The 19,899-nt window shown below is 69.6% G+C and carries 17 protein-coding genes and 1 pseudogene; 9 read left to right on the top strand and 9 right to left on the bottom strand.

Annotation, left to right across the window (positions count from 1 at the left end; genetic code table 11):
• Positions 1 to 272: 272 nt before the first annotated feature.
• The 4 genes from ACTJLF_RS33895 to ACTJLF_RS33880 all read left to right on the top strand — a co-directional run bounded on the left by ACTJLF_RS33895 (position 273) and on the right by ACTJLF_RS33880 (position 3,705).
• Entirely contained in the window at positions 273 to 1,427 is a 1,155-nt protein-coding gene (locus ACTJLF_RS33895; RefSeq protein ID WP_132802845.1) for an MGDG synthase family glycosyltransferase, read from the top strand.
• On the top strand, positions 1,424 to 1,921 hold the full coding sequence (locus ACTJLF_RS33890; RefSeq protein ID WP_019657721.1) for a hypothetical protein: 498 nt from the start codon (positions 1,424 to 1,426) through the stop codon (positions 1,919 to 1,921). Before ACTJLF_RS33895 ends, ACTJLF_RS33890 begins: the two co-directional genes overlap by 4 nt.
• Positions 1,918 to 2,496 (top strand): dual specificity protein phosphatase family protein, encoded by a 579-nt coding sequence (locus ACTJLF_RS33885; protein WP_132802843.1) that lies wholly within the window; start codon positions 1,918 to 1,920, stop codon positions 2,494 to 2,496. The genes ACTJLF_RS33890 and ACTJLF_RS33885 overlap by 4 nt, the downstream gene beginning before the upstream one ends.
• A gap of 87 nt (positions 2,497 to 2,583) precedes the next feature.
• Positions 2,584 to 3,705 carry a zinc-binding dehydrogenase gene (locus ACTJLF_RS33880; protein ID WP_132802841.1) on the top strand — a complete coding sequence of 374 codons (1,122 nt, stop codon included), beginning with the start codon at positions 2,584 to 2,586 and terminating at the stop codon, positions 3,703 to 3,705.
• 125 nt (positions 3,706 to 3,830) lie between these two features.
• On the opposite strand, the gene kdpE is transcribed toward ACTJLF_RS33880, so the two are convergent.
• From kdpE to ACTJLF_RS33835, 9 genes are all read right to left on the bottom strand, one after another.
• Positions 3,831 to 4,526 (bottom strand): two-component system response regulator KdpE, encoded by a 696-nt coding sequence (gene kdpE, locus ACTJLF_RS33875; RefSeq protein WP_132802839.1) that lies wholly within the window; start codon positions 4,524 to 4,526, stop codon positions 3,831 to 3,833.
• A gap of 4 nt (positions 4,527 to 4,530) precedes the next feature.
• On the bottom strand, positions 4,531 to 7,287 hold the full coding sequence (locus ACTJLF_RS33870) for a DUF4118 domain-containing protein (RefSeq protein WP_440884814.1): 2,757 nt from the start codon (positions 7,285 to 7,287) through the stop codon (positions 4,531 to 4,533).
• A 12-nt stretch (positions 7,288 to 7,299) separates the two neighbouring features.
• Positions 7,300 to 7,434 carry a hypothetical protein gene (locus ACTJLF_RS33865; RefSeq protein ID WP_019657716.1) on the bottom strand — a complete coding sequence of 45 codons (135 nt, stop codon included), beginning with the start codon at positions 7,432 to 7,434 and terminating at the stop codon, positions 7,300 to 7,302.
• Complete coding sequence (locus ACTJLF_RS33860) at positions 7,424 to 7,738, bottom strand: hypothetical protein (protein ID WP_240649993.1); 315 nt, start codon at positions 7,736 to 7,738, stop codon at positions 7,424 to 7,426. Before ACTJLF_RS33860 ends, ACTJLF_RS33865 begins: the two co-directional genes overlap by 11 nt.
• A 67-nt stretch (positions 7,739 to 7,805) precedes the next feature.
• Complete coding sequence (gene kdpC / locus ACTJLF_RS33855; RefSeq protein ID WP_221404501.1) at positions 7,806 to 8,417, bottom strand: potassium-transporting ATPase subunit KdpC; 612 nt, start codon at positions 8,415 to 8,417, stop codon at positions 7,806 to 7,808.
• Between the two features lie 125 nt (positions 8,418 to 8,542).
• Positions 8,543 to 10,726: a potassium-transporting ATPase subunit KdpB gene (gene kdpB / locus ACTJLF_RS33850; protein WP_132754173.1), complete on the bottom strand. Its 2,184-nt coding sequence runs from the start codon at positions 10,724 to 10,726 to the stop codon at positions 8,543 to 8,545.
• 13 nt (positions 10,727 to 10,739) lie between these two features.
• On the bottom strand, positions 10,740 to 12,539 hold the full coding sequence (gene kdpA, locus ACTJLF_RS33845) for a potassium-transporting ATPase subunit KdpA (RefSeq protein ID WP_132754175.1): 1,800 nt from the start codon (positions 12,537 to 12,539) through the stop codon (positions 10,740 to 10,742).
• A 1-nt stretch (position 12,540) separates the two neighbouring features.
• Positions 12,541 to 12,639 carry a K(+)-transporting ATPase subunit F gene (gene kdpF, locus ACTJLF_RS33840; protein WP_019657711.1) on the bottom strand — a complete coding sequence of 33 codons (99 nt, stop codon included), beginning with the start codon at positions 12,637 to 12,639 and terminating at the stop codon, positions 12,541 to 12,543.
• Positions 12,636 to 12,773: a hypothetical protein gene (locus ACTJLF_RS33835; RefSeq protein ID WP_164713487.1), complete on the bottom strand. Its 138-nt coding sequence runs from the start codon at positions 12,771 to 12,773 to the stop codon at positions 12,636 to 12,638. The genes kdpF and ACTJLF_RS33835 overlap by 4 nt, the downstream gene beginning before the upstream one ends.
• Before the next feature lie 643 nt (positions 12,774 to 13,416).
• Here ACTJLF_RS33835 and ACTJLF_RS33830 point away from each other — a divergent pair.
• The 5 genes and pseudogenes from ACTJLF_RS33830 to ACTJLF_RS33810 all read left to right on the top strand — a co-directional run.
• Positions 13,417 to 14,529 (top strand): efflux RND transporter periplasmic adaptor subunit, encoded by a 1,113-nt coding sequence (locus tag ACTJLF_RS33830; protein WP_132754177.1) that lies wholly within the window; start codon positions 13,417 to 13,419, stop codon positions 14,527 to 14,529.
• Complete coding sequence (locus ACTJLF_RS33825) at positions 14,526 to 17,606, top strand: MexW/MexI family multidrug efflux RND transporter permease subunit (protein ID WP_440884813.1); 3,081 nt, start codon at positions 14,526 to 14,528, stop codon at positions 17,604 to 17,606. Before ACTJLF_RS33830 ends, ACTJLF_RS33825 begins: the two co-directional genes overlap by 4 nt.
• Positions 17,603 to 19,042, top strand: coding sequence for an efflux transporter outer membrane subunit (locus ACTJLF_RS33820; protein WP_132754181.1), 1,440 nt, complete (start codon positions 17,603 to 17,605; stop codon positions 19,040 to 19,042). Before ACTJLF_RS33825 ends, ACTJLF_RS33820 begins: the two co-directional genes overlap by 4 nt.
• A gap of 34 nt (positions 19,043 to 19,076) precedes the next feature.
• Positions 19,077 to 19,745 (top strand): helix-turn-helix transcriptional regulator, encoded by a 669-nt coding sequence (locus ACTJLF_RS33815; RefSeq protein WP_019657706.1) that lies wholly within the window; start codon positions 19,077 to 19,079, stop codon positions 19,743 to 19,745.
• Between the two features lie 38 nt (positions 19,746 to 19,783).
• Positions 19,784 to 19,899: pseudogene (locus tag ACTJLF_RS33810) on the top strand (superoxide dismutase [Fe]); the annotation flags it as partial.

Below are 19,899 nucleotides of genomic sequence, written 5' to 3'. Positions count from 1 at the left end.
TGACAGGCAGAACGGTGTCTTTATTTCGCTGCGGGGAGCACCCGATGCCCTGTGCACAACGAGCGCTGCTCTTGTGCTGGCTGATCAACCAGCACTTTGTCCACGCTCACGCCGATGGGGTGCCTTGCGCAGCGAAATAAGGGAGGAGGGGCGCAGCCCCGGGGGACATTCGCGGAGCAAGGCACCCCGTCGGCGTGAGCGTGCCCCGAACAAGGCCCCAGAAGCACTGCCACAAGGCATCGCCATAATCCGCCGCGCAAACCCCGGATTCCATGACCAAACTCCTGATCCTCAGCGTGAGTGCCGGCAACGGCCACGTGCGTGCAGCACAGGCGATCGCCGCCACCGCGCAATCCCTCGCTCCGCCCTGCACGGCGGTCCACATCGACGCGATGGCCCATGTGGCGGCGGGGTTCCGCAAGGTCTACACCGACTGGTACATCCAGCTCGTGAATCGTGCGCCCGAGCTGTGGTCCTACCTGCACCAGCGCACCGACGTCACGCCGCACCATGCGCCCTCGCAGCGCCTGCGCCGCGGCATCGAGCGGCTGAGCACCGGCGCCCTGGTGCGCGAGATCCGCCGCGAGAAGCCCGACGCGGTGATCTGCACCCACTTCCTGCCGGCCGAACTGCTGATGCGAGAACGCAACCGCGGCCGCATCGACTACCCCGTGTGGCTGCAGATCACCGACTACGACCTGCACAACATGTGGCTGGTGCCGGGCATGACGGGCTACCTCGCGGCGACGGAAGAAGTGGCCTTCCGGCTGCGGGCGCGCGGCATTCCGCCCGAGCGCATCCACGTCACCGGCATCCCGGTGATGCCGGCTTTCTCCGAGCCCGATGCGCCCGCGCTGGCGCGTGAAGCCTGCGTGGCTGGGCTCGGCCTCGATCCTTCGCGGCCGGTGCTGCTGATGGTGTCCGGAGGCGCGGGCGTCGGCGACCTGCCGAGCATGGTCGAGCGAGTGCTCGGCATGGGCGGGCCCGACGGCAAGCCGAACGACTTCCAGGTGATCGCCGTCGCGGGCCGCAACGCGGAGGCGCACGGCAGGCTCGAGGCCCTGGCCAGGCGCCACCCGGGCCGCGTGGCGGCCATCGGCTTCACCAACGAGATGCACCGGATGATGGCCGCGTCCGACCTGGTGGTGACCAAGCCCGGCGGCCTCACGGTGTCGGAGTGCCTCGCGCTGGGCAAGCCGATGCTGCTGATCTCGCCCATTCCGGGGCAGGAAGAACACAACGCCGGCTTCCTGATGGAGGAAGGCGCGGCCTGGCTGGCCTACGACGCCATCGGCCTCGACTACAAGGTGGCGCGCCTCATGGCCGATCCGGCCAAGCTCTCCTCGATGGCCGCGCGCAGCCGAGCGCTGGGCAAGCCGCAGGCCGCGCGATCGGTGCTGCGGCACGTGCTCGGGGCCCCCGCATGAAGCCCGCCGTCGAGAAGACGAGCGTGGCCCGCACGCTCGGTTACCTGGCCTGGGTCATCGTCATGGCCTTCTTCTTCGCCAACGCCGAGATCCAGATCGAAGGCGGTGCCGGCTGGGCCACCTCGCTGCCCACATGGCGCATCGAGAACAGCATCTGGCTCGACCTCTTCTGGGGCGGCCGCGCGATGACGGGCTACCACGCCTGGGTCTTCACCTTCATGGCGCTGGTGTTCTTCTCGCCGCTGGCCTTCAATGGCCGATGGACCTGGCGCGACGTGGGGCTGGCGGCAGCGGGCCTGATCGTGTTCTGGGTCTGCGAGGACTTCACCTGGTTCCTCATCAACCCGGCCTTCGGCTGGGAGCGCTTCAATCCGGTGGATGCGTTCTGGCACAAGCACTGGCTGTGGGGCGCGCCCGTGGACTACTGGGGCGGCCTCGCGGTGGCGGCGATCATCCTGGCGACGCGGCACTGGCCGCGCAAGGGCAGCCGATGAGCAGCAGCAGCAGAAGAAAACGCAGGGAACGCGGGCAGGAGCCCATCGCCGACGCACCGCGCCCCGGCCACTGGGCCGATCCGCTGGACGCGCTGGGCGTGGAGAACCTGCACCGCATCACGCCCACGCTGTACCGCAGCGCGCAGCCGAAGCGCTCGAACCTTGCGGCCCTGCAGTCGCTGGGCATCCGCACGGTGGTGAGCCTGCGTTCGTTCAACGACGACCGCAAGGTGTTCGCGGGCAGCGGCATCCGGCTGGTGCGCGTGCCGATCAACACCTGGTCCATCGACGACGCCAAGGTGCTGCGCGCGCTGCAGGCCATCCGCGCAGCCCAGAGGCAGGGCCCGGTGCTCATCCACTGCATGCACGGCGCCGACCGCACCGGCGTGGTCGCGGCGGTCTACCGCATGGCGCTGCAGGACTGGGACAAGGACAGCGCCCGCCAGGAGATGCTGCGCGGCGGCTACGGCTACCACACGCTGTGGCGCAACATCCCGCGCTACATCGAGCGGCTGGACCCGGCCGCCATGCGCGATGCACTCGCCCACGCGCCTGCGGTTCCGGCCGTGTCCTGAAGGCGCCAGCAGGCTGCGCAGGCCACTCCTATACTGGCCGCCCCGTGGCCGAAGGCCATCCGCGAACCTGACCAGAAGGGCTCTTCCATGGCACTCCAAATCCGCTCCCTCATCCGCTCCAGCGGCGAACTCGAACTCTCGCTGCACGACGACCCCATCCCCGAGCCGCAGGCCCACGAAGTGGTGATCCGCGTCGAGGCATCGCCATTGAACCCGTCGGACCTGGGCCTGTTGTTCGGCGCTGCCGACATGAGCACCGCCAAGGCATCCGGCACCGCCGACCGTCCCGTCGTCACCGCCACCGTGCCCGAGCGCGTGCTGCCCGCCATGAAGGCGCGGCTCGACGAGTCGATGCCCGTCGGCAACGAAGGCGCGGGCGTGGTGGTGAAGGCCGGCTCCTCGCCGCAGGCGCAGGCACTGCTCGGCAAGACCGTGGCCGCCATCGGCGGCGCGATGTACTCGCAGTACCGCTGCCTCGCCGCCGCCCAGTGCATGGAGCTGCCGGAAGGCACCACGCCGGCCGAAGGCGCATCGTGCTTCGTCAACCCCCTCACCTCGCTGAGCATGGTCGAGACCATGCGCATGGAAGGCCACAAGGCCCTGGTGCACACCGCCGCCGCGTCCAACCTCGGCCAGATGCTCAACAAGATCTGCCAGAAGGACGGCATCGCTCTCGTCAACATCGTGCGCAAGCAGGACCAGGAAGACCTGCTGCGCAGCCTCGGCGCCAAATACGTGTGCAATTCGAGCTCGCCCACCTTCATCGAGGACCTGACCCAGGCCCTCGCCGAGACCGGCGCCACCCTGGCCTTCGACGCCATCGGCGGCGGCAAGCTCGCCGGCCAGATCCTCGGCTGCATGGAAGCGGCCATCAACCGCACCGCCAAGGAATACAGCCGCTACGGCTCCAACACCCACAAGCAGGTCTACATCTACGGCGGCCTGGACCGCAGCCCGACCGAGGTCGTGCGCAACTTCGGCATGACCTGGGGCATGGGCGGCTGGCTGCTGTTCCCCTTCCTGCAGCGCCTTGGCGACGCCGGCACGCAGCGCCTGAAGGCCCGCGTGATCGCCGAACTGAAGACCACGTTCGCGAGCCACTACACGCGCGAGGTGTCGCTGGTGGAGATGCTGCAGCTCGATGCCATTGGCGTGTATGGCAAGCAGGCAACGGGGGAGAAGTTCCTGCTGAATCCGAACAAGGCTTGATTCGCCTTGCCTGAATAGGCCGCCCGGTACGCGGCACGGCACGCTCGACCCCACGATGCCGGCCGCTTCGCGGCTTCCCTGCGGTGCTCGCGTTTCGCAGGGTCTCGCAGCCGTAGCTGGAAGCCCTAGACGACCAGCCGATACCCCACAGCCGTCTCCGTCAGCAGATGCTTCGGCTGCGCCGGATCGGCCTCCAGCTTCTGCCGCAGGTGCCCCATGTAGATCCGCAGGTAGTGGCTCTGGTCGGTGTACGACGGGCCCCAGACCTCGCGCAGCAGCTGGCGTTGCGTCAGCACGCGACCCGCGTTGGCGACGAGCACCGACAGCAGGCGGTATTCGGTCGGCGTGAGGTGCACCTCGGCGCCGGCGCGGCGCACCAGGCGTGCGGCGCGGTCGAGTTCGATCTCGCCGAAGCGGAAGAGCGCCTCGGGGGCCGCTTCTTCCGTGCTCGCCGTGCGCGGGCGGCGCAGGTTGGCGCGCACGCGGGCCAGCAGTTCGCCTGTGCCGAAGGGCTTGGTGAGGTAGTCGTCGGCACCGGCGTCGAGGGCGGCGATCTTGTCGGCCTCGTCGGTGCGTGCCGAGAGCACGATGATCGGCACCGCCGACCAGCCGCGCACGTCGCGGATCAGCGAGACGCCATCGCCGTCGGGCAGGCCCAGGTCGAGCACGAGCAGGTCGGGCTGTCTCGTGCCGGCGGCCGCCAGGCCGTCGCGCAGGGTGCCGGCCTCGTGCACCGCCCAGCCCTCGGTCTCGAGCGCGCCGCGTACGAACCGGCGGATCTGCGGCTCGTCTTCGATCACTATGGCGGTCGGGGAAGGCATGGGTTCAGAGTTGGGCTTCGGCAGGTTCGGGCGGCTCGCGCCGTGGGAGCGTGACCGTGAATTCTGCACCGCCGTCACGCGCATTCTCGGCAGTGATCTCGCCGCCGTGCGCGCTTACCACCGCCTTGCAGATCGCGAGGCCCAGACCCACGCCCGGCGTCGCCGACTCGGCCTCGCCGCGCGTGAACTTGTCGAAGAGCTTCTGCTCGTGGCCCAGCAGCGCGGCCGGCAGGCCGGGGCCATGGTCGCGCACGGTCAGCACCAGCGCGCCGGGTTCGGCCCGCGCGCCGACCACGATGGGCGGCGCGCCGTACTTGGTGGCGTTCTCCAGCAGGTTGACCAGCACGCGCTCGATGAGCACGGCATCGAATTCGACCAGCGGCAGGTCGGGGTCGAGCGCGGTCTGCACCACGGTGCCGCCCAGCGAGGTGCGCGCCGCGCGGATGGCCGAACCCACCACCTCCTCCACCGACTGCCAGTCGCGCCGCAGGTTCACTGCGCCGCCGGCGATGCCGCTTTCGAGCCGCGCCATGTCGAGCAGGTTGCTCACCAGCGCATGCAGCTCGTGCGCCTGCGCGACGATGGCGCGCGCGGCCTCGGCGTGCTCCCCGGGCGGCAGTGTCTGCAGCGACTCGGCCAGGGCGATGAGGGCGGTGAGCGGCGTGCGCACGTCGTGCGAGATGGCGCCGAGCAGTGCGTTGCGCAGGCGCTCCGACTCCATCTCGACCACGGCCTGCTGCGCCACCTCGACGTAGTGCACGCGCTCCAGCGCGATGGCGATCTGCCGCGCCAGCGTGTCGAGCTGCTGCGCCTGTTCGGGTATGAGCAGCCAGCGCGGCTGCGCGGGCGAGAGCGCGAGCACACCGCGCACGCGCATCGGCGCACGCAGCGGCACGTAGTGCCAGGGCTGGGCCGCGAGCGTGGCGGTGGCGAGGCCGGCGCTCTGGCCGTGGCGGAAGGCCCAGTCGGCCACCTGCGGATCGAAGCCCTGGGGCGCGCCGTCTGGCATCACGAGCTGGTCGGCCGCGTCGGTCACGAGCACCAGCGCATCGCCGCCGAAGTGGCCCCGCACGGCGGCCGTGCCGAGCGCGACCACCTGCGAGGCCTCGAGCGCAGCCGAGAGCTCGCGCGTGAGCTCGAACAGCGATCGCGCGCGCCGCTCGCGGCTGGTCGACACGCCCGCCGCGAAGCGCAGCCCGGCCGTGAGCTGCCCCACCAGCAGGCCGACGCCGAGCATGATCGCGAAGGTCAGCACGTACTGCACGTCGCTCACCGCGAACGACAGGCGCGGCGGCACGAAGAAATAGTCGAAGGCCGCGACGTTGAGCAAGGCCGCCAGCGCCGAGGGCCCGCGGCCGAAGCGCATCGCCACGCCCACCACGCCGAGCAGGAACAGCATGACGATGTTCGACAGCTCCAGCACGCTGGCCAGCGGCGTGCACAGCAGCGTGAGAGCGATGCTGGTGGCCGCCGCCCATGCGTAGCCGGGCCAGTAGGTGGGCGCCTTCTCGTGGTCGTCGCTGTCGACGCTCCCGCCCTGCAGCGGCGCGCGCGACAGGCGGCGCGAGCTGTCGACGGGCGCGACCTCCATGATGTCGAGCGCCGGCGCACGCTGCGCCAGTGCGCGAGCGAGCGGCATACGCCCGACGGGCCACCAGCGGCGCCAGCTGGTCTCGGGCTGCGATCGCCCCAGCACCAGCGTCGCGCAGTTCAGCCGCCTTGCCTGTTCGGCCAGCTGCTCGGCCACGTCGGAGCCGGTGAGCACGGCCGTGGCCGCGCCCAGTTCTTCGGCGAGCTTGAGCACCGCGAGGATGCGGTCGCGCTCGGCGGCGGCCAGCCGCTGCAGCCGGGGTGTCTCGACATAGACCGCGTGCCAGCGCACGTTGAGCTGCCCGGCCAGCCGAGCCGCCGTGCGCACGGTCTGCGCCGCGCCTTCGTGCGGGCCGACGCACGCGAGGATCGCGCCCGATGTGTTCCAGGCCTGCAGGCCGGGACCCTTGCCGTTGCCGCCGGCGCCCCCGGGGCCGGACTGCTCCACGCGCCAGCCGCGCACGTCGTCTTCGACATGCTCGGCGGTACGCCGCAGCGCGATCTCGCGCAGCGCGATGAGGTTGCCCTTGCGGAAGAAGTTCTGCGCCGCACGCTCGGCCTGCTGCGGCAGGTAGACCTTGCCGGCCGCCAGCCGCGCGGTGAGCTCGTCGGGCGTGACGTCGACCAGCACCACTTCGTCGGCCTCGTCGAGCACGGTGTCGGGCACGGTCTCGTGCACGCGCACGCCGGTGATGGCGCCGACCGTTCCGTTGAGGCTCTCGAGGTGCTGCACGTTGAGCGCCGACCACACCTCGATGCCGGCGGACAGCAGCTCCTGCACGTCCTGCCAGCGCTTGGCATGGCGCGAGCCCGGGGCATTGGTGTGGGCCAGCTCGTCGACGAGCAGCACGGCGGGCTTGCGCTCGAGCGCCGTGTCGAGGTCGAACTCGGCCAGCGTGCGGCCGCGGTACGCGATCTCGCGCAGCGGCAGCGCGTCGAGCCCCGCGAGCAGCGCGGCGGTCTCGCTGCGGCCATGGGTCTCGACCACGCCGATCAGCACGTCGTGCCCGGCGGCCCGCTCGCGCTGCGCCGCGCTAAGCATGGCCCACGTCTTGCCGACGCCCGCGCTGGCGCCGAAGTAGATGCGCAGCTTGCCGCGCTGGGCGCGCGCCTCGTCGCTGCGCAGCTGCGCGAGCAGCGCGTCGGGGTCGGGGCGGAGCACTTCGTTCATCGGCGGCAAAGGTTAGCGCATCGGCCCGTCCTTGCGGCGCGAACGCTGGTGGCGCCGCGCGGTGCGGGACAGCACCCACCAAGCGAAGCCCAGCGGCACGAAGAGCGCCGCCATGGCCAGCAGCGCCATCAGCAGGTCAGTGACCATGGCGCAGGCCGCAGCGCGCGAGGTGCTCCCGCCAGCTCACGAGCCGGCCGATCTCGCCCGAGGGCACGCATTCGATCAACCGGTGCAGCACGTCGGCGTAGCGCGCCAGGGGCAGGCGGATCATCAGGCGCACGCAGGGCGCGTCGCTCTCCTGCGAGCTGCAGGCATGCAGCAGCGGCTCGCAGCGCACCACGCCGGCCTCGGGGCAGCCGGCGATGCTGCGGCGCACGCGCAGGGCATCGGCGCAGCAGACCGTGACGTCGAGCACATAGAACGGGCTGTCGTTGCCCTTGCCGGTGTTCATGGAAGCGCGCGTTCTCGGCGCACCGGGGTGTTCTCGATAGGCGGCATAGGCCATGGCTTGTTTCTCCTCAACGCGGTGTCGAAGGACTGAATGAACCGGAGGCGGCGTCGAGCGCGATGTTCAACGCCAGCACATTGACGCGCGGCTCGCCCAGGATGCCCAGCAGGGGCTGCTGGGTGTTCCCGTCGATCAGCGACTGCACCTGCGCGAGCGGCATGCCGCGCACGCGCGCCACGCGCGCCGCCTGGTACTGAGCGGCGGCCGGGCTGATGTCGGGATCGAGCCCGCTGGCCGAGGCGGTGACGAGGTCGACGGGCACCGGCGCCGTGTTGCCCGGATCCGCCGCGCGCAGCGCCTCCACGCGCGTCTTCACCGCATCGGTGAGCGCCGGGTTGAGCGGGCCCTGGTTCGAGCCGCCCGAGGCGCTCGCGTTGTAGGGCTGCGGTGCGGTGGCCGAGGGCCGCCCCCAGAAGTGCTTCGGATCGCTGAAGTTCTGGCCGATGAGCTTCGAGCCCACCGTGGTGCCGTCGATCACGATCAGGCTGCCGGCCGCCTGCGCAGGAAACGCAGCCTTCGCGACGCCGGTGACGGCCATCGGGTAGATCAGGCCGGTGAGCGCGCTCAGCAGCACGAAGAGCACGAGCGCGGGGCGGACGATGCCGCCTTGGTTGTCATTCATGATCGATACCTTTCAGTGATCCAGACATTTCGGGGGAACGCCGTGGAGCCGGCTTCGCCGGGCCACCGGTGCTGCCCCTTGGAAAAGGGGTCGGAGAAGCGACACGAAGTGCGCGAAGCCAGGGGTCATACCAGGCGTACGGCGACCAGCAGCCAGTCGATCAGCTTGATGCCGATGAAGGGCACCAGCAGGCCGCCCAGGCCGTAGATGGCGAGGTTGCGGCGCAGCAGCGCGGCGGCACCCACGGGCCGGTAGCGCACGCCCTTGAGCGCCAGCGGGATGAGGAACACGATCACCAGCGCGTTGAAGATCACCGCGCTCAGGATGGCCGACGACGGGCTCGCCAGCCGCATCACGTTGAGCGCGCCCAGCTGCGGGTAGGTCGAGATGAAGATCGCCGGGATGATGGCGAAGTACTTCGCCACGTCGTTCGCGATCGAGAAGGTGGTGAGCGAGCCGCGCGTCATCAAGAGCGCCTTGCCGGTCTCCACCACTTCCAGCAGCTTGGTCGGGTTGGAGTCGAGGTCGACCATGTTGCCGGCCTCCTTGGCGGCCTGCGTGCCGCTGCCCATGGCCACGGCCACGTCGGCCTGCGCGAGCGCGGGGGCGTCGTTGGTGCCGTCGCCGGTCATGGCCACCAGGCGGCCTTCGGACTGGTACTGGCGGATCAGCGCGAGCTTGTCCTCGGGCGTGGCCTCGGCCAGGAAGTCGTCCACGCCGGCCTCGGCTGCGATGGCTGCCGCGGTGAGCTTGTTGTCACCGGTGATCATCACCGTCTTGATGCCCATGCGGCGCAGCTCGGCGAAGCGCTCCTTGATGTCCGTCTTGACGATGTCCTTGAGCTCGACGATGCCCAGCACGCGGTTGCCCTCGGCCACCGCCAGCGGCGTGCTGCCGCGGCGCGCCGCTTCCTCGGCCGCACGCAGCACTTCGGGAGCGGCCGCGCCGCCGATGGCCTCGACGTGGCGGCGCACCGCATCGACCGCGCCCTTGCGCAGCAGCACGGGGTCGGTGTCCAGGCTGTTGGGCGCGGCCGGCAGGTCGGCGCCGCTCATACGGGTCTGCGCGGTGAACGCGACGAAGCGGGCGCCCTCCACCGGCGTCGGCTCCAGGCCTTCGCGGCGCGCGAGCTCGACGATGCTGCGGCCCTCGGGCGTCTCGTCGGCGAGCGAGGCGATCATCGCGGCGCGCGCGAGGCGCGCCTTGGTCACGCCGGGCGCGGGCAGGAAGGCGCTGGCCTGGCGGTTGCCGTGGGTGATGGTGCCGGTCTTGTCGAGCAGCAGCACGTCGACGTCGCCGGCGGCTTCGACCGCGCGGCCCGAGGTGGCGATCACGTTGGCCTGCATCATGCGGCTCATGCCGGCTACGCCCACGGCCGACAGCAGGCCGCCGATGGTGGTCGGGATCAGGCACACCAGCAGCGCGACCAGCGCGGTGAGCGACACCACCGTGCCCGCACCCGCGGCCTCCACGCTGAAGATGGAGAACGGCAGCAGCGTGACCGTGACCACCAGGAACACGATCGTCAGTGCCACCAGCAGGATGGTCAGCGCGATCTCGTTGGGCGTCTTCTGGCGCTTGGCGGCCTCGACCATACCGATCATGCGGTCGAGGAACGACTCGCCCGGGTTCACCGAGATGCGCACCACCAGCCAGTCGGACAGCACGCGGGTGCCGCCGGTCACGGCAGAGAAGTCGCCGCCCGATTCGCGCACCACGGGCGCCGATTCGCCGGTGATGGCGCTCTCGTCGACCGAGGCCACGCCTTCGATCACCTCGCCGTCGAGCGGGATCACGTCGCCGGTTTCCACCAGCACCACGTCGCCCTTGCGCAGGTTGGGCGCCTGCTCAGGGAGCCAGCTACGAGCCCCCACGCTCGCCACTGCGTGTGCTGCGCTGCCCCCCGAGGGGGCTGCTTCGCCTCGGGGCGGCCCATCGGCGAAGCGGGCGCCGTGATGCGGCTCCTGAAGCTTCTTGGCCCAGGTGTCCTTGCGCAGGCCGCGCAGCGAGGCGGCCTGCGCCTTGCTGCGGCCTTCGGCGAGCGCCTCGGCGAAGTTGGCGAACAGCACGGTGAACCACAGCCAGATGGTCACGGCCAGCACGAAGGCGGGCTTCATGCCGGTGTCGCCCGGAAAGCTCAGCGCATGCACCCAGAGCACCGTCGTGAGGATGCTGCCGATGTAGACGATGAACATCACCGGGTTGCGCCACTGGACGCGCGGGTTGAGCTTGGCGAAGGCGGCCCACAGCGCGGGCCTGACCAGCGCCGCATCGAAGAGCGAGAGAGAGGTTTTTGTATTGGCGGTCATGGTGCGCTCCTTCTCATTTCCAGAGCACGAGGTGTTCGACGATGGGGCCCAGGGCCAGCGCCGGTACGTAGTTGAGCAGGCCGACCAGCAGCACGGTGCCGATCAGCAGCGAGACGAACAGCGGACCGTGCGTGGGCAGCGTGCCGCTGGTGACGGGCAGGCGCTTCTTGGCGGCCAGCGCGCCGGCCACGGCCAGCACCGGCACGATCATCGCGAAGCGGCCGAGCCACATGGCGAGCGCGAGCAGGCCGTTGTAGAAGGGCGTGTTGGCCGACAGGCCCGCGAAGGCGCTGCCGTTGTTGTTGGCGGCCGAGGTCAGCGCGTACAGAATCTCGGAGAAGCCGTGCGCGCCGGGGTTGGCGATGCCGGCCTTGCCGGCGTCCGCGATCACCGCCACCGCGGTGCCGGCCAGCACCAGGATCGGCGTGACCAGGATGGCGATGGAGATCAGCTTCATCTCGCGCACCTCGATCTTCTTGCCGAGGTACTCGGGCGTGCGGCCGATCATCAGTCCGGCGATGAACACCGCGAGCATCGCGAAGATCAGCATGCCGTACAGGCCCGAGCCAACGCCGCCGAACACCACTTCGCCGAGCTGCATCAGCACCAGCGGCACCATGCCGCCGATCGGGGTAAGCGAGTCGTGCATGCCGTTGACCGCGCCGCACGAGGCGGCCGTGGTGATGGCGGCGAAGAGCGAGGAGGCGTCGATGCCGAAGCGCACCTCCTTGCCCTCCATGTTGCCGCCGGCCTGCAGCGCGCCGTGCATCTGGTCGACGCCCAGCGGGGTCAGCAGCGGGTTGCCGGCCTGCTCGGCGGGCGTGATGACGATGACTGCGACGACGAACATCACCGTCATCGCCGCGAGCACCGCCCAGCCCTGGCGCATGTCGCCCACCACGTGGCCGAAGGTGAAGCACAGCGCGGCCGGGATCAGGAAGATCGCGATCATCTGCAGCAGGTTCACCAGTGCCGTCGGGTTCTCGTACGGATGCGCCGAGTTGGCGTTGAAGAAGCCGCCGCCGTTGGTGCCCACCATCTTGATGGCTTCCTGCGAGGCGACCGGGCCCATGGCGAGCGTCTGCGTCTTGGTGGTGGCGTCTTCCATCACCGGCTGGCCCTTCTCGTCCTTCAGCGGCTGGCCGTCGGCGCCGTTCCTGGGCTGCTGGAAGGCGGTGGTCTCCAGCGTGCTCACTTCCTTGTAGGCGTCGAAGTTCTGGATCACGCCCTGGCCCGCGAAGACCACGGCCAGCACGAAGGAGATCGGCACCAGCACCCACAGCGTGACACGCGTGATGTCGGCCCAGAAGTTGCCCACCAGTCCCTTGCCGTCGCCGCGCCGGGCGAAGCCCCGCACCAGCGCGAAGGCCACCGCGATGCCGGTGGCGGCGGAGAAGAAGTTCTGCACCGAGAGACCCAGCATCTGCGTGAGATAGCTCATGGTCGACTCGCCCGCATAGCCCTGCCAGTTGGTGTTGGAGACGAAGCTCACCGCGGTGTTGAAGGCCGAGTCGGGCGACACGGCCGCCATGCCTGCGGGGTTGAGCGGCAGCCAGGCCTGCAGGCGCTGCAGCGCATAGACGAAGATCGCGCCGATGGCATTGAAGGCCAGCAGCGCGAAGGCATAGCGCAGCCAGTGCATCGACTGCTCGGGCCTGGTGCCCGAGAGCCTGTAGAGCGGCGCCTCCACGCGCTGTATCCAGCGCGGCACGCGCTCGTTGCACAGCGCGGCAAGGAACTTGCCCACCGGCCATGCGAGCAGGCCCAGCAGCACCAGAAAAAGGGCCAGCAGGCCCCAGGCGGAGGAAGTCATTTCAGAATTCCTCCGCGCAGATCAGCGCGAACACCAGGTACGCGAAGAGAACCACGGCGATCAGCGCGCCGAAGCCATAGAGAACTTCGAGGCTGATCACGACGCGGCTCCATCGGCGGCATTCGACGCCTTGCTCGACGGGTTTTTCGGCGCATCGAGCCTGTCCAGCCCGACCACCATGGCCCCCACCACGGCCCACAGCGCCAGCAAGGCGCCCATCCAGACGATGTCCATGCATCACTCCTGCATACGAGAAAAGATGGGAGTCAGTCTCGGCAGTCGGGCGTCAAAACGGGGGAAAGAGTGATGAGGTGGGCGTAAAGAAAGCGTAAAAACGCCACCTCAGTGCCCGTGAGGTGGCGCCGGGAACGGCCCGAGCATCCTTGTCGGGCCATATTCCCGGCAGGGACACGACACACAAATCGATCAGTACCTGAAGCCAGGTATCGGGACCGGACTGCAGTCCGGCGCATTCACCGGGTTCAGCTGGACAACGGCGCAATTTCCGCGCCGCCCGGCGCCGGTGGATCACCCACCACGATCACCTTTCGCATCATTGCAATGAATCTTCAGGTTGAGGACATCGACTTGTAGAGAGACCGGCTGCATCGCCTGCCAAGCACCGCAGACAAAGCTCTGCGACGCGACTTACTTCACGCGATGCATTCGGCCGGACAGAAGAGCCCGAATGTCACAACAAGCCCGGCCGGCACGTCTCAGGTCTGCGGCATTTCCCGCTCGACTCCTGAAGACCCAGACATGCACTGCCCTGCGCGAATAGCCCCGGCCTATGACGGCCATTGCGATGCCTTCATCGACAGGAAACGGACACCGGCAAATAATCAAAGTACTTTCTTTGATTAATAATGGACGTCGTATGAACAAGCAATCAAGGGCCTGGCTGGGCGCCGGCCTTGCGACACTGGTATTGGGAGGCGCCGGCTTCGGGCTCGCCACGAAGCTGCGGCCCGCACATGCGGAGGGCGGAGGCGGCATGCCGCCCGCCAAGGTGGCGATCGCCGCCGCGAGAAAGACGGAAGTGGCGCGCTTCCTCGGCGGCATCGGCACGCTGGAGGCGAATCGGCAGGTAGAGGTGCCGGCCGAGGTGGAGGGGCGCATCGCGAAGATCCTCTTCACGCCGGGCTCCGAGGTGCGCGCGGGGCAGGTGCTGGTGCAGCTCAACGATGCGCCCGAGCAGGGCGACCTGGAGCGCCTGACCGCCCAGCGCGCCAACGCGAAGGCACTGCTGGAGCGCACGCGGCGGCTGGTGCCGCAGCAGGCGGCCACGCAGGAGCAGCTCGAGCAGGCGCAGGCGGCCTTCGACCAGGCCGGCGGCGAGCTGCGGCGCGTGCAGGCGCTGCTGGAGCAGAAGCGCATCAGGGCGCCCTTCGACGGGGTGCTCGGCATACGCCGCGTCAACCTCGGCCAGTTCGTGCGCGCGGGCGACGCGCTGGTTTCGCTCACCGACAGCCGCACGCTGTTCGCCAACATCACGCTGCCCGAGACCGCCCTGCCCGTGCTCAAGCGCAACCAGCAGGTGGCGCTGTCTGTCGACGCGTATCCGGGCCGCGTGTTCCAGGGCAGGCTCAGCACCATCGAGCCGCAGATCGGCAGCGACACGCGCACAGTGCGCGTACAGGCCACGCTCGACAACGCCGACGGCGCGCTCGCGCCGGGCATGTTCGTCAACGGCCGGGTCGCGCTGCCGGCGCGCACCGACGCCATCACCGTGCCGGAGACGGCCATCACCTACAGCACGCACGGCGACTCGGTGTTCATCGTGGTTCCCGCCGAGAAAGGCGGCGGCTTCTCGGCGCAGCAGGTCTTCGTGAAGGCCGGCGAGCGGCAGGACGGGCTGGTGGTGATCGAGAAGGGCCTCTCGCCCGGCGACAGGGTCGTCACCTCGGGCCAGCTGCGCCTGTACACCGGCGCGGCCGTCGCGCCCAGCGACAAGGACACGCTGTCGCTCGCCCAGGAATCGAAGCCATGAAATTCACCGACCTCTTCGTGCGCCGGCCCGTGCTGGCGCTGGTGGTGAGCACGCTCATCCTGCTGCTGGGCGCGCGCGCCCTGGGCGACCTGCCGGTGCGCCAATACCCGCTGACCGAGAGCACCACGCTCACCATCACCACGCAGTACCCCGGCGCCTCGCCGGAGCTGATGCAGGGCTTCGTCACGCAGCCGATCGCGCAGGCGGTGGCGACCATCGAGAACGTCGACTACCTCTCGTCGTCCTCCACGCTGGGCCGCAGCGTGATCAGCGTGCGCATGAAGCTCAACGCCGACGCCAACCAGGCGCTCACGCAGGCGATGGCGCAGGTCAGCCAGGTGAAGTACCGGCTGCCGGCCGAGGCCTTCGACCCGGTGATCCTGAAGTCGTCGGGCGAGGCAACGGCCGTGGCCTACGTGGGCTTCTCCAGCAGGACGATGCCGATGCCGGCGCTCACCGACTATCTCTCGCGCGTGGTGCAGCCGCAGTTCGCCTCCATCACCGGTGTGTCGGGCGTGGAAGTGTCGGGCGGGCAGACGCTGGCGATGCGCGTGTGGCTCGACCCCAGCCGCATGGCCGCGCGCGGCATCTCGGCCGGCGAGCTGGCCGACGCGCTGCGCCAGAACAACGTGCAGGCCGCGCCCGGGCAGGTGAAGGGCCTGTACGTGGTGTCGAACATCCGCGTGAACACCGACCTGGTGAACGTGGCCGAGTTTCGCGACATGGTCGTCAAGCGCGAGGGCGATGCCATCGTGCGCCTGGGCGACGTGGCCGCCGTGGAACTCGGGGCGGCCAGCGCGGACAGCAGCGCGACCATGGACGGCGTGCCCGCCATTTACCTCGGCCTGCAGGCCGCGCCCAACGGCAACCCGCTGGTGATCGTCAAGCGCATCCGCGAACTGCTGCCCGGCATCAAGCAGAACCTGCCACCGGGCGTGGAGGTGCAGCTGCCCTTCGAGCTGGCCCGCTTCATCGAGGCTTCCATCGACGAAGTGCGCCACACGCTGCTGGAGGCCATCGCCATCGTGGTGATCGTGATCTTCCTGTGCCTGGGCTCCGTGCGCGCCGTGCTGATTCCTGTGGTGACCATTCCGCTGTCGATGCTGGGCGCGGCCGCGCTGATGCTGCTGTTCGGCTTCAGCATCAACCTGCTGACGCTGCTGGCGATGGTGCTGGCGATCGGGCTGGTGGTGGACGACGCCATCGTGGTGGTCGAGAACGTGCACCGGCATATCGAGGAGGGCAAGTCGCGGGTGCAGGCCGCATTGATTGGCGCGCGCGAGGTGGCCGGCCCGGTGATCGCCATGACGCTCACGCTGGCAGCGGTGTACGCACCCATCGGCCTCATGGGCGGACTCACGGGTTCGCTCTTTAAGGAGTTCGCCTTCACGCTCGCGGGCGCGGTGGTGGTGTCGGGCGTGATCGCGCTCACGCTGTCGCCGGTGATGAGTTCCTTCCTGCTGCCGCAGGATGCCACGGGCAGCCGCATGGCACGCGCCGCGGAGAGCTTCTTCCATCGTCTCGCCACGGCCTACGGCAAGCTGCTCGACGTGTCGCTGCACCATCGCTGGGCCACCGGCATCTTCGCGGCGCTGGTGCTCGCGAGCCTGCCCTTGCTCTACAACGCGGCGCAGCGCGAGCTGGCCCCGGGCGAAGACCAGGCCATGGTGCTCACGGCCATCAAGTCGCCGCAGCACGCGAACATCGACTACGTCGAGAAGTTCGGCAGGAAGTGGGACGAGGTGTTCGCCGCGCTGCCCGAGAACACCGGCCGCTGGCTCATCAACGGCTCGGACGGCGTCTCCAACAGCATCGGCGGCGTGCAACTGTCCGACTGGAAGGACCGCAAGCGCAATGCCGACCAGATCCAGGCCGACACGCAGGGCCGCATGAACGAGGTGGAGGGCAGCAGCGTCTTCGCGTTCCAGCTGCCCTCGCTGCCGGGCTCGACCGGCGGGCTGCCGGTGCAGATGGTGATCCGCAGCGCGGGCGACCACCGCACCGTGTTCGAGGCCATGGAGGCGCTGAAGAAGTCGGCGCGCGACAGCGGCAAGTTCATCGTGGTCGACAGCGACCTGGAGTTCAACAACCCCACGATCGAGATCCGCGTGGACCGCGCCAAGGCCAACAGCATGGGCGTGACGATGAAGTCCATCGGCGACACGCTCGCGGTGCTGGTGGGCGAGAACTACGTCAACCGCTTCGGCATGGACGGCCGCTCGTACGACGTGATCCCGCAGTCGCCGCGCGAGCAGCGGCTGACGGCCGAGGCGCTCTCGCGCTACTTCGTGAAGAGCGCGAGCGGCCAGCCGGTGCCGCTGGCCAACCTGGTGCAGCTGTCGACCAGCGTCGGGCCCAACAAGCTCACGCAGTTCAACCAGCTCAACGCGGCCACGTTCCAGGCCATTCCGGCACCGGGCGTGACCATGGGCGATGCGGTGGCCTTCCTGAGCGACGAGGCGAAGAAGCTGCCGGCCGGCTTCAGCTACGACTGGCAGTCGGACGCGCGGCAGTTCACGCAGGAAGGCTCGGCGCTGGTGATGGCCTTCGTGTTCGCCATCGTCGTCATCTATCTGGTGCTGGCGGCGCAGTACGAGAGCCTGCGCGACCCGCTGATCATCCTGATCAGCGTGCCGATGTCGATCTGCGGCGCGCTGGTGCCCCTGGCGCTGGGCTTCGGCACCATCAACATCTACACGCAGATCGGGCTGGTGACGCTGATCGGGCTCATCAGCAAGCACGGCATCCTGATGGTGGAGTTCGCCAACGAGATCCAGATGCGCAAGGGCCTCGACCGGCGCTCGTCCATCGAGGAGGCCGCGCGCATCCGGCTGCGCCCGATCCTGATGACCACCGCCGCGATGGTGGTGGGCCTGGTGCCGCTGCTCTTCGCGAGCGGGGCCGGCGCCAACAGCCGCTTCAGCATCGGGCTGGTGATCGTGGTCGGCATGCTGGTGGGAACGCTGTTCACGCTGTTCGTGCTGCCCACCATGTACACGCTGCTGGCGCGCGACCACCGCGCCGAAGGCCGCTCGCAGCGCGCGGCCGAACTCGAGGCGCTGGCCGAAGGAGCATGACCATGAACCGACTCTTTTCACGTGCGGCTCCCTTCGCCTTGAGCCTGCTGGCGCTCGCAGGCTGCGCGGTCGGGCCCGACTACAAGCGCCCGGCGGATGCGCCGGTGGCCATCCGTGCGCCCGAGCGCTCGCTCTTCGCGAACGACGCGGTGCAGCGCGACTGGTGGCGCCAGCTCGACGATCCGCAGCTCGATGCGCTGGTCGACCGCGCGCTGGTGGAGAACCACGACATCCGCATCGCACAGGCCCGGCTGCTCGAAGCGCGCGCCGTGCAGACCGAAGCCGAGCTCGACCGGCTGCCGGTCGTCACCGCGAGCGCGAGCAAGACGCGCAGCATCGCGCAGGGCAACAGCGGCACGCAGCCCGACGTGCGTTCGCTCTCGCAGAGCAGCCGCGCGGGCTTCGACGCCTCGTGGGAGATCGACCTGTTCGGCCGCCTCAAGCGCCTGGACGAGGCCGCCACCGCGCGCGCCGAGGCCAGCGCGGCCGATCTCGAGCAGGTGCGCATCGTCGCGGTGGCCGAACTGGCCCGCAACTACTTCGAGATGCGCGGCGCCGAGCAGCGCATCGCCGTGACGCGCCGCACCCTCGAAAGCCTGCGCCAGAGCCTGCGCGTGACCGAGGCGCAGGTGCGCACCGGCCGCGGCCTCGAAGGCGACCTTGCGAGCGCGCAGGCCAACCTCGCGGCCACCGAGAGCCAGCTGCCCGGGCTGGAGACCACGCGCCGCCAGGCGGCCTACCGCGTCGCGGTGCTGGCCGGCCTGCGTCCCGGCGAACTCGAGCCCATGCTGCAGCCGCGCCAGCTGCGCGTGCTCGACAGGCGCCTGCCCATCGGCGACCTGGCCGATCTGCTGCGCCGCCGGCCCGACGTGCTGCGCGCCGAGCGCGGCCTCGCGGCAAGCACGGCCGACGTGGGCGCGGTCACGGCCGAGCTGTATCCGCGCTTCGACATCGGCGGCTTCCTCGGCTTCGTCGCGCTGCGGGGTTCGGACCTCGGCAGCTCGTCGAGCCGCGCCTTCAGCGTGACGCCGGGCGTGAGCTGGCCGGCCCTTCGGCTGGGCTCGGTGAAGGCCCGCGTGCGCGGCGCCGAAGCCCGCGCCGAGGGCGACCGGGCGCTCTACGAGCAGACAGTGCTGCGCGCCATCGAGGACGTGGAAGGCGCCCTCGTCGGCTACGGCCAGAACCAGCTGCGCCTTCAGCGGCTGGTGGAGGCCTCGGCACGCAGCAGCCGCGCCGCCGAACTGGCCGAGGTGCGCTACCGCGAAGGCGCCGCGCCCTACCTCAGCGTGCTCGATGCCCAGCGCAGCCTGCTGCGCGCGCAGGAGGCCGTGGCCGAGGCCGAGACCGCCTCGTACACCAGCCTCGTCACGCTCTACAAGGCACTGGGCGGGGGCTGGCAAGCACCTGCCGGGGCAGGGGGCGTGCCAACCACCTGACAATGGCACTGTTTTCCCCACGCCCCTAGCTGCCATGTCCTCCCCCGACGCCAGGCCCACCTGGATGCCGCACCAGCCGGCAGACCGCATCCTCTCGACGCTCAAGACGCGCGGCGCGCTCGGCATTCCCGACATCGCCAAGGTGCTGAACGTTACGGTGGAGGCGGTGCGCCAGCAGATGGCCAAGCTGGAGGCCGAGGGGCTGGTCGACTCCGAAAGCCGCTCCAGCGGCCGGGGCCGGCCCACGCAGATCTGGCGCCTCACCGGGGAAGGCCACAAGCGCTTTCCCGACACGCACGCCGAGATGACGGTGCAGATGATCAGCGCCGTCATCAGCGTGTTCGGGCAGAAGGGCATGGACCAGCTCATCGGCGCGCGCGAGGCCGCCATGCGCGCGAGCTACACCGAGGCCATGCGCGGCGCGCGCAGCCTGAAGACGCGGCTGGAGCGGCTGGCCGAGATCCGCAGCCGCGAGGGCTACATGGCCGAGTTCCGGCCCGACGAGGAAGGCAGCGGCTTTCTCTTCATCGAGAACCACTGCCCCATCTGCACCGCGGCGCAGGCCTGCACGGGCTTCTGCCGCAGCGAGCTGCAGCTGTTCGACGAGGTGCTGGGCCCCGACGTGAGCGTCAGCCGCGTCGAACACGTGCTGGCGGGCGCACGACGCTGCGCCTACCGGGTCGAACCCAGGGCGAATGCCTGACCCTTCTTTTCTTTTTCAACCACCACGAGGAAACCACGATGGAACACAAGCTCCCACCCCTGCCCTACGCGCTCGACGCACTGGCCCCCGAGTACTCGCAGGAAACCCTCGAGTACCACTACGGCAAGCACCACAACGCCTACGTGGTGAACCT

Origin of the sequence: Variovorax sp. 22077 (genome assembly GCF_052044195.1) — a bacterium.
Taxonomy (GTDB): domain Bacteria; phylum Pseudomonadota; class Gammaproteobacteria; order Burkholderiales; family Burkholderiaceae_C; genus Variovorax; species Variovorax atrisoli.
This window is presented reverse-complemented; position numbering and strand designations above follow the sequence as displayed.

Excerpts from the sequence above, each read along its gene's own strand:
- ACTJLF_RS33835 (WP_164713487.1), bottom strand. The coding sequence starts at position 12,773 with ATGGACATCGTCTGGATGGGCGCCTTGCTGGCGCTGTGGGCCGTGGTG.
- ACTJLF_RS33860 (WP_240649993.1), bottom strand. The coding sequence starts at position 7,738 with ATGAACACCGGCAAGGGCAACGACAGCCCGTTCTATGTGCTCGACGTC.
- ACTJLF_RS33895 (WP_132802845.1), top strand. The coding sequence starts at position 273 with ATGACCAAACTCCTGATCCTCAGCGTGAGTGCCGGCAACGGCCACGTG.
- ACTJLF_RS33825 (WP_440884813.1), top strand. The coding sequence starts at position 14,526 with ATGAAATTCACCGACCTCTTCGTGCGCCGGCCCGTGCTGGCGCTGGTG.
- ACTJLF_RS33820 (WP_132754181.1), top strand. The coding sequence starts at position 17,603 with ATGACCATGAACCGACTCTTTTCACGTGCGGCTCCCTTCGCCTTGAGC.
- ACTJLF_RS33870 (WP_440884814.1), bottom strand. The coding sequence starts at position 7,287 with ATGAACGAAGTGCTCCGCCCCGACCCCGACGCGCTGCTCGCGCAGCTG.
- ACTJLF_RS33885 (WP_132802843.1), top strand. The coding sequence starts at position 1,918 with ATGAGCAGCAGCAGCAGAAGAAAACGCAGGGAACGCGGGCAGGAGCCC.
- ACTJLF_RS33865 (WP_019657716.1), bottom strand. The coding sequence starts at position 7,434 with ATGGTCACTGACCTGCTGATGGCGCTGCTGGCCATGGCGGCGCTCTTC.
- kdpE (WP_132802839.1), bottom strand. The coding sequence starts at position 4,526 with ATGCCTTCCCCGACCGCCATAGTGATCGAAGACGAGCCGCAGATCCGC.
- kdpA (WP_132754175.1), bottom strand. The coding sequence starts at position 12,539 with ATGACTTCCTCCGCCTGGGGCCTGCTGGCCCTTTTTCTGGTGCTGCTG.
- kdpC (WP_221404501.1), bottom strand. The coding sequence starts at position 8,417 with ATGAATGACAACCAAGGCGGCATCGTCCGCCCCGCGCTCGTGCTCTTC.
- ACTJLF_RS33890 (WP_019657721.1), top strand. The coding sequence starts at position 1,424 with ATGAAGCCCGCCGTCGAGAAGACGAGCGTGGCCCGCACGCTCGGTTAC.
- ACTJLF_RS33880 (WP_132802841.1), top strand. The coding sequence starts at position 2,584 with ATGGCACTCCAAATCCGCTCCCTCATCCGCTCCAGCGGCGAACTCGAA.
- kdpB (WP_132754173.1), bottom strand. The coding sequence starts at position 10,726 with ATGACCGCCAATACAAAAACCTCTCTCTCGCTCTTCGATGCGGCGCTG.
- ACTJLF_RS33815 (WP_019657706.1), top strand. The coding sequence starts at position 19,077 with ATGTCCTCCCCCGACGCCAGGCCCACCTGGATGCCGCACCAGCCGGCA.
- ACTJLF_RS33830 (WP_132754177.1), top strand. The coding sequence starts at position 13,417 with ATGAACAAGCAATCAAGGGCCTGGCTGGGCGCCGGCCTTGCGACACTG.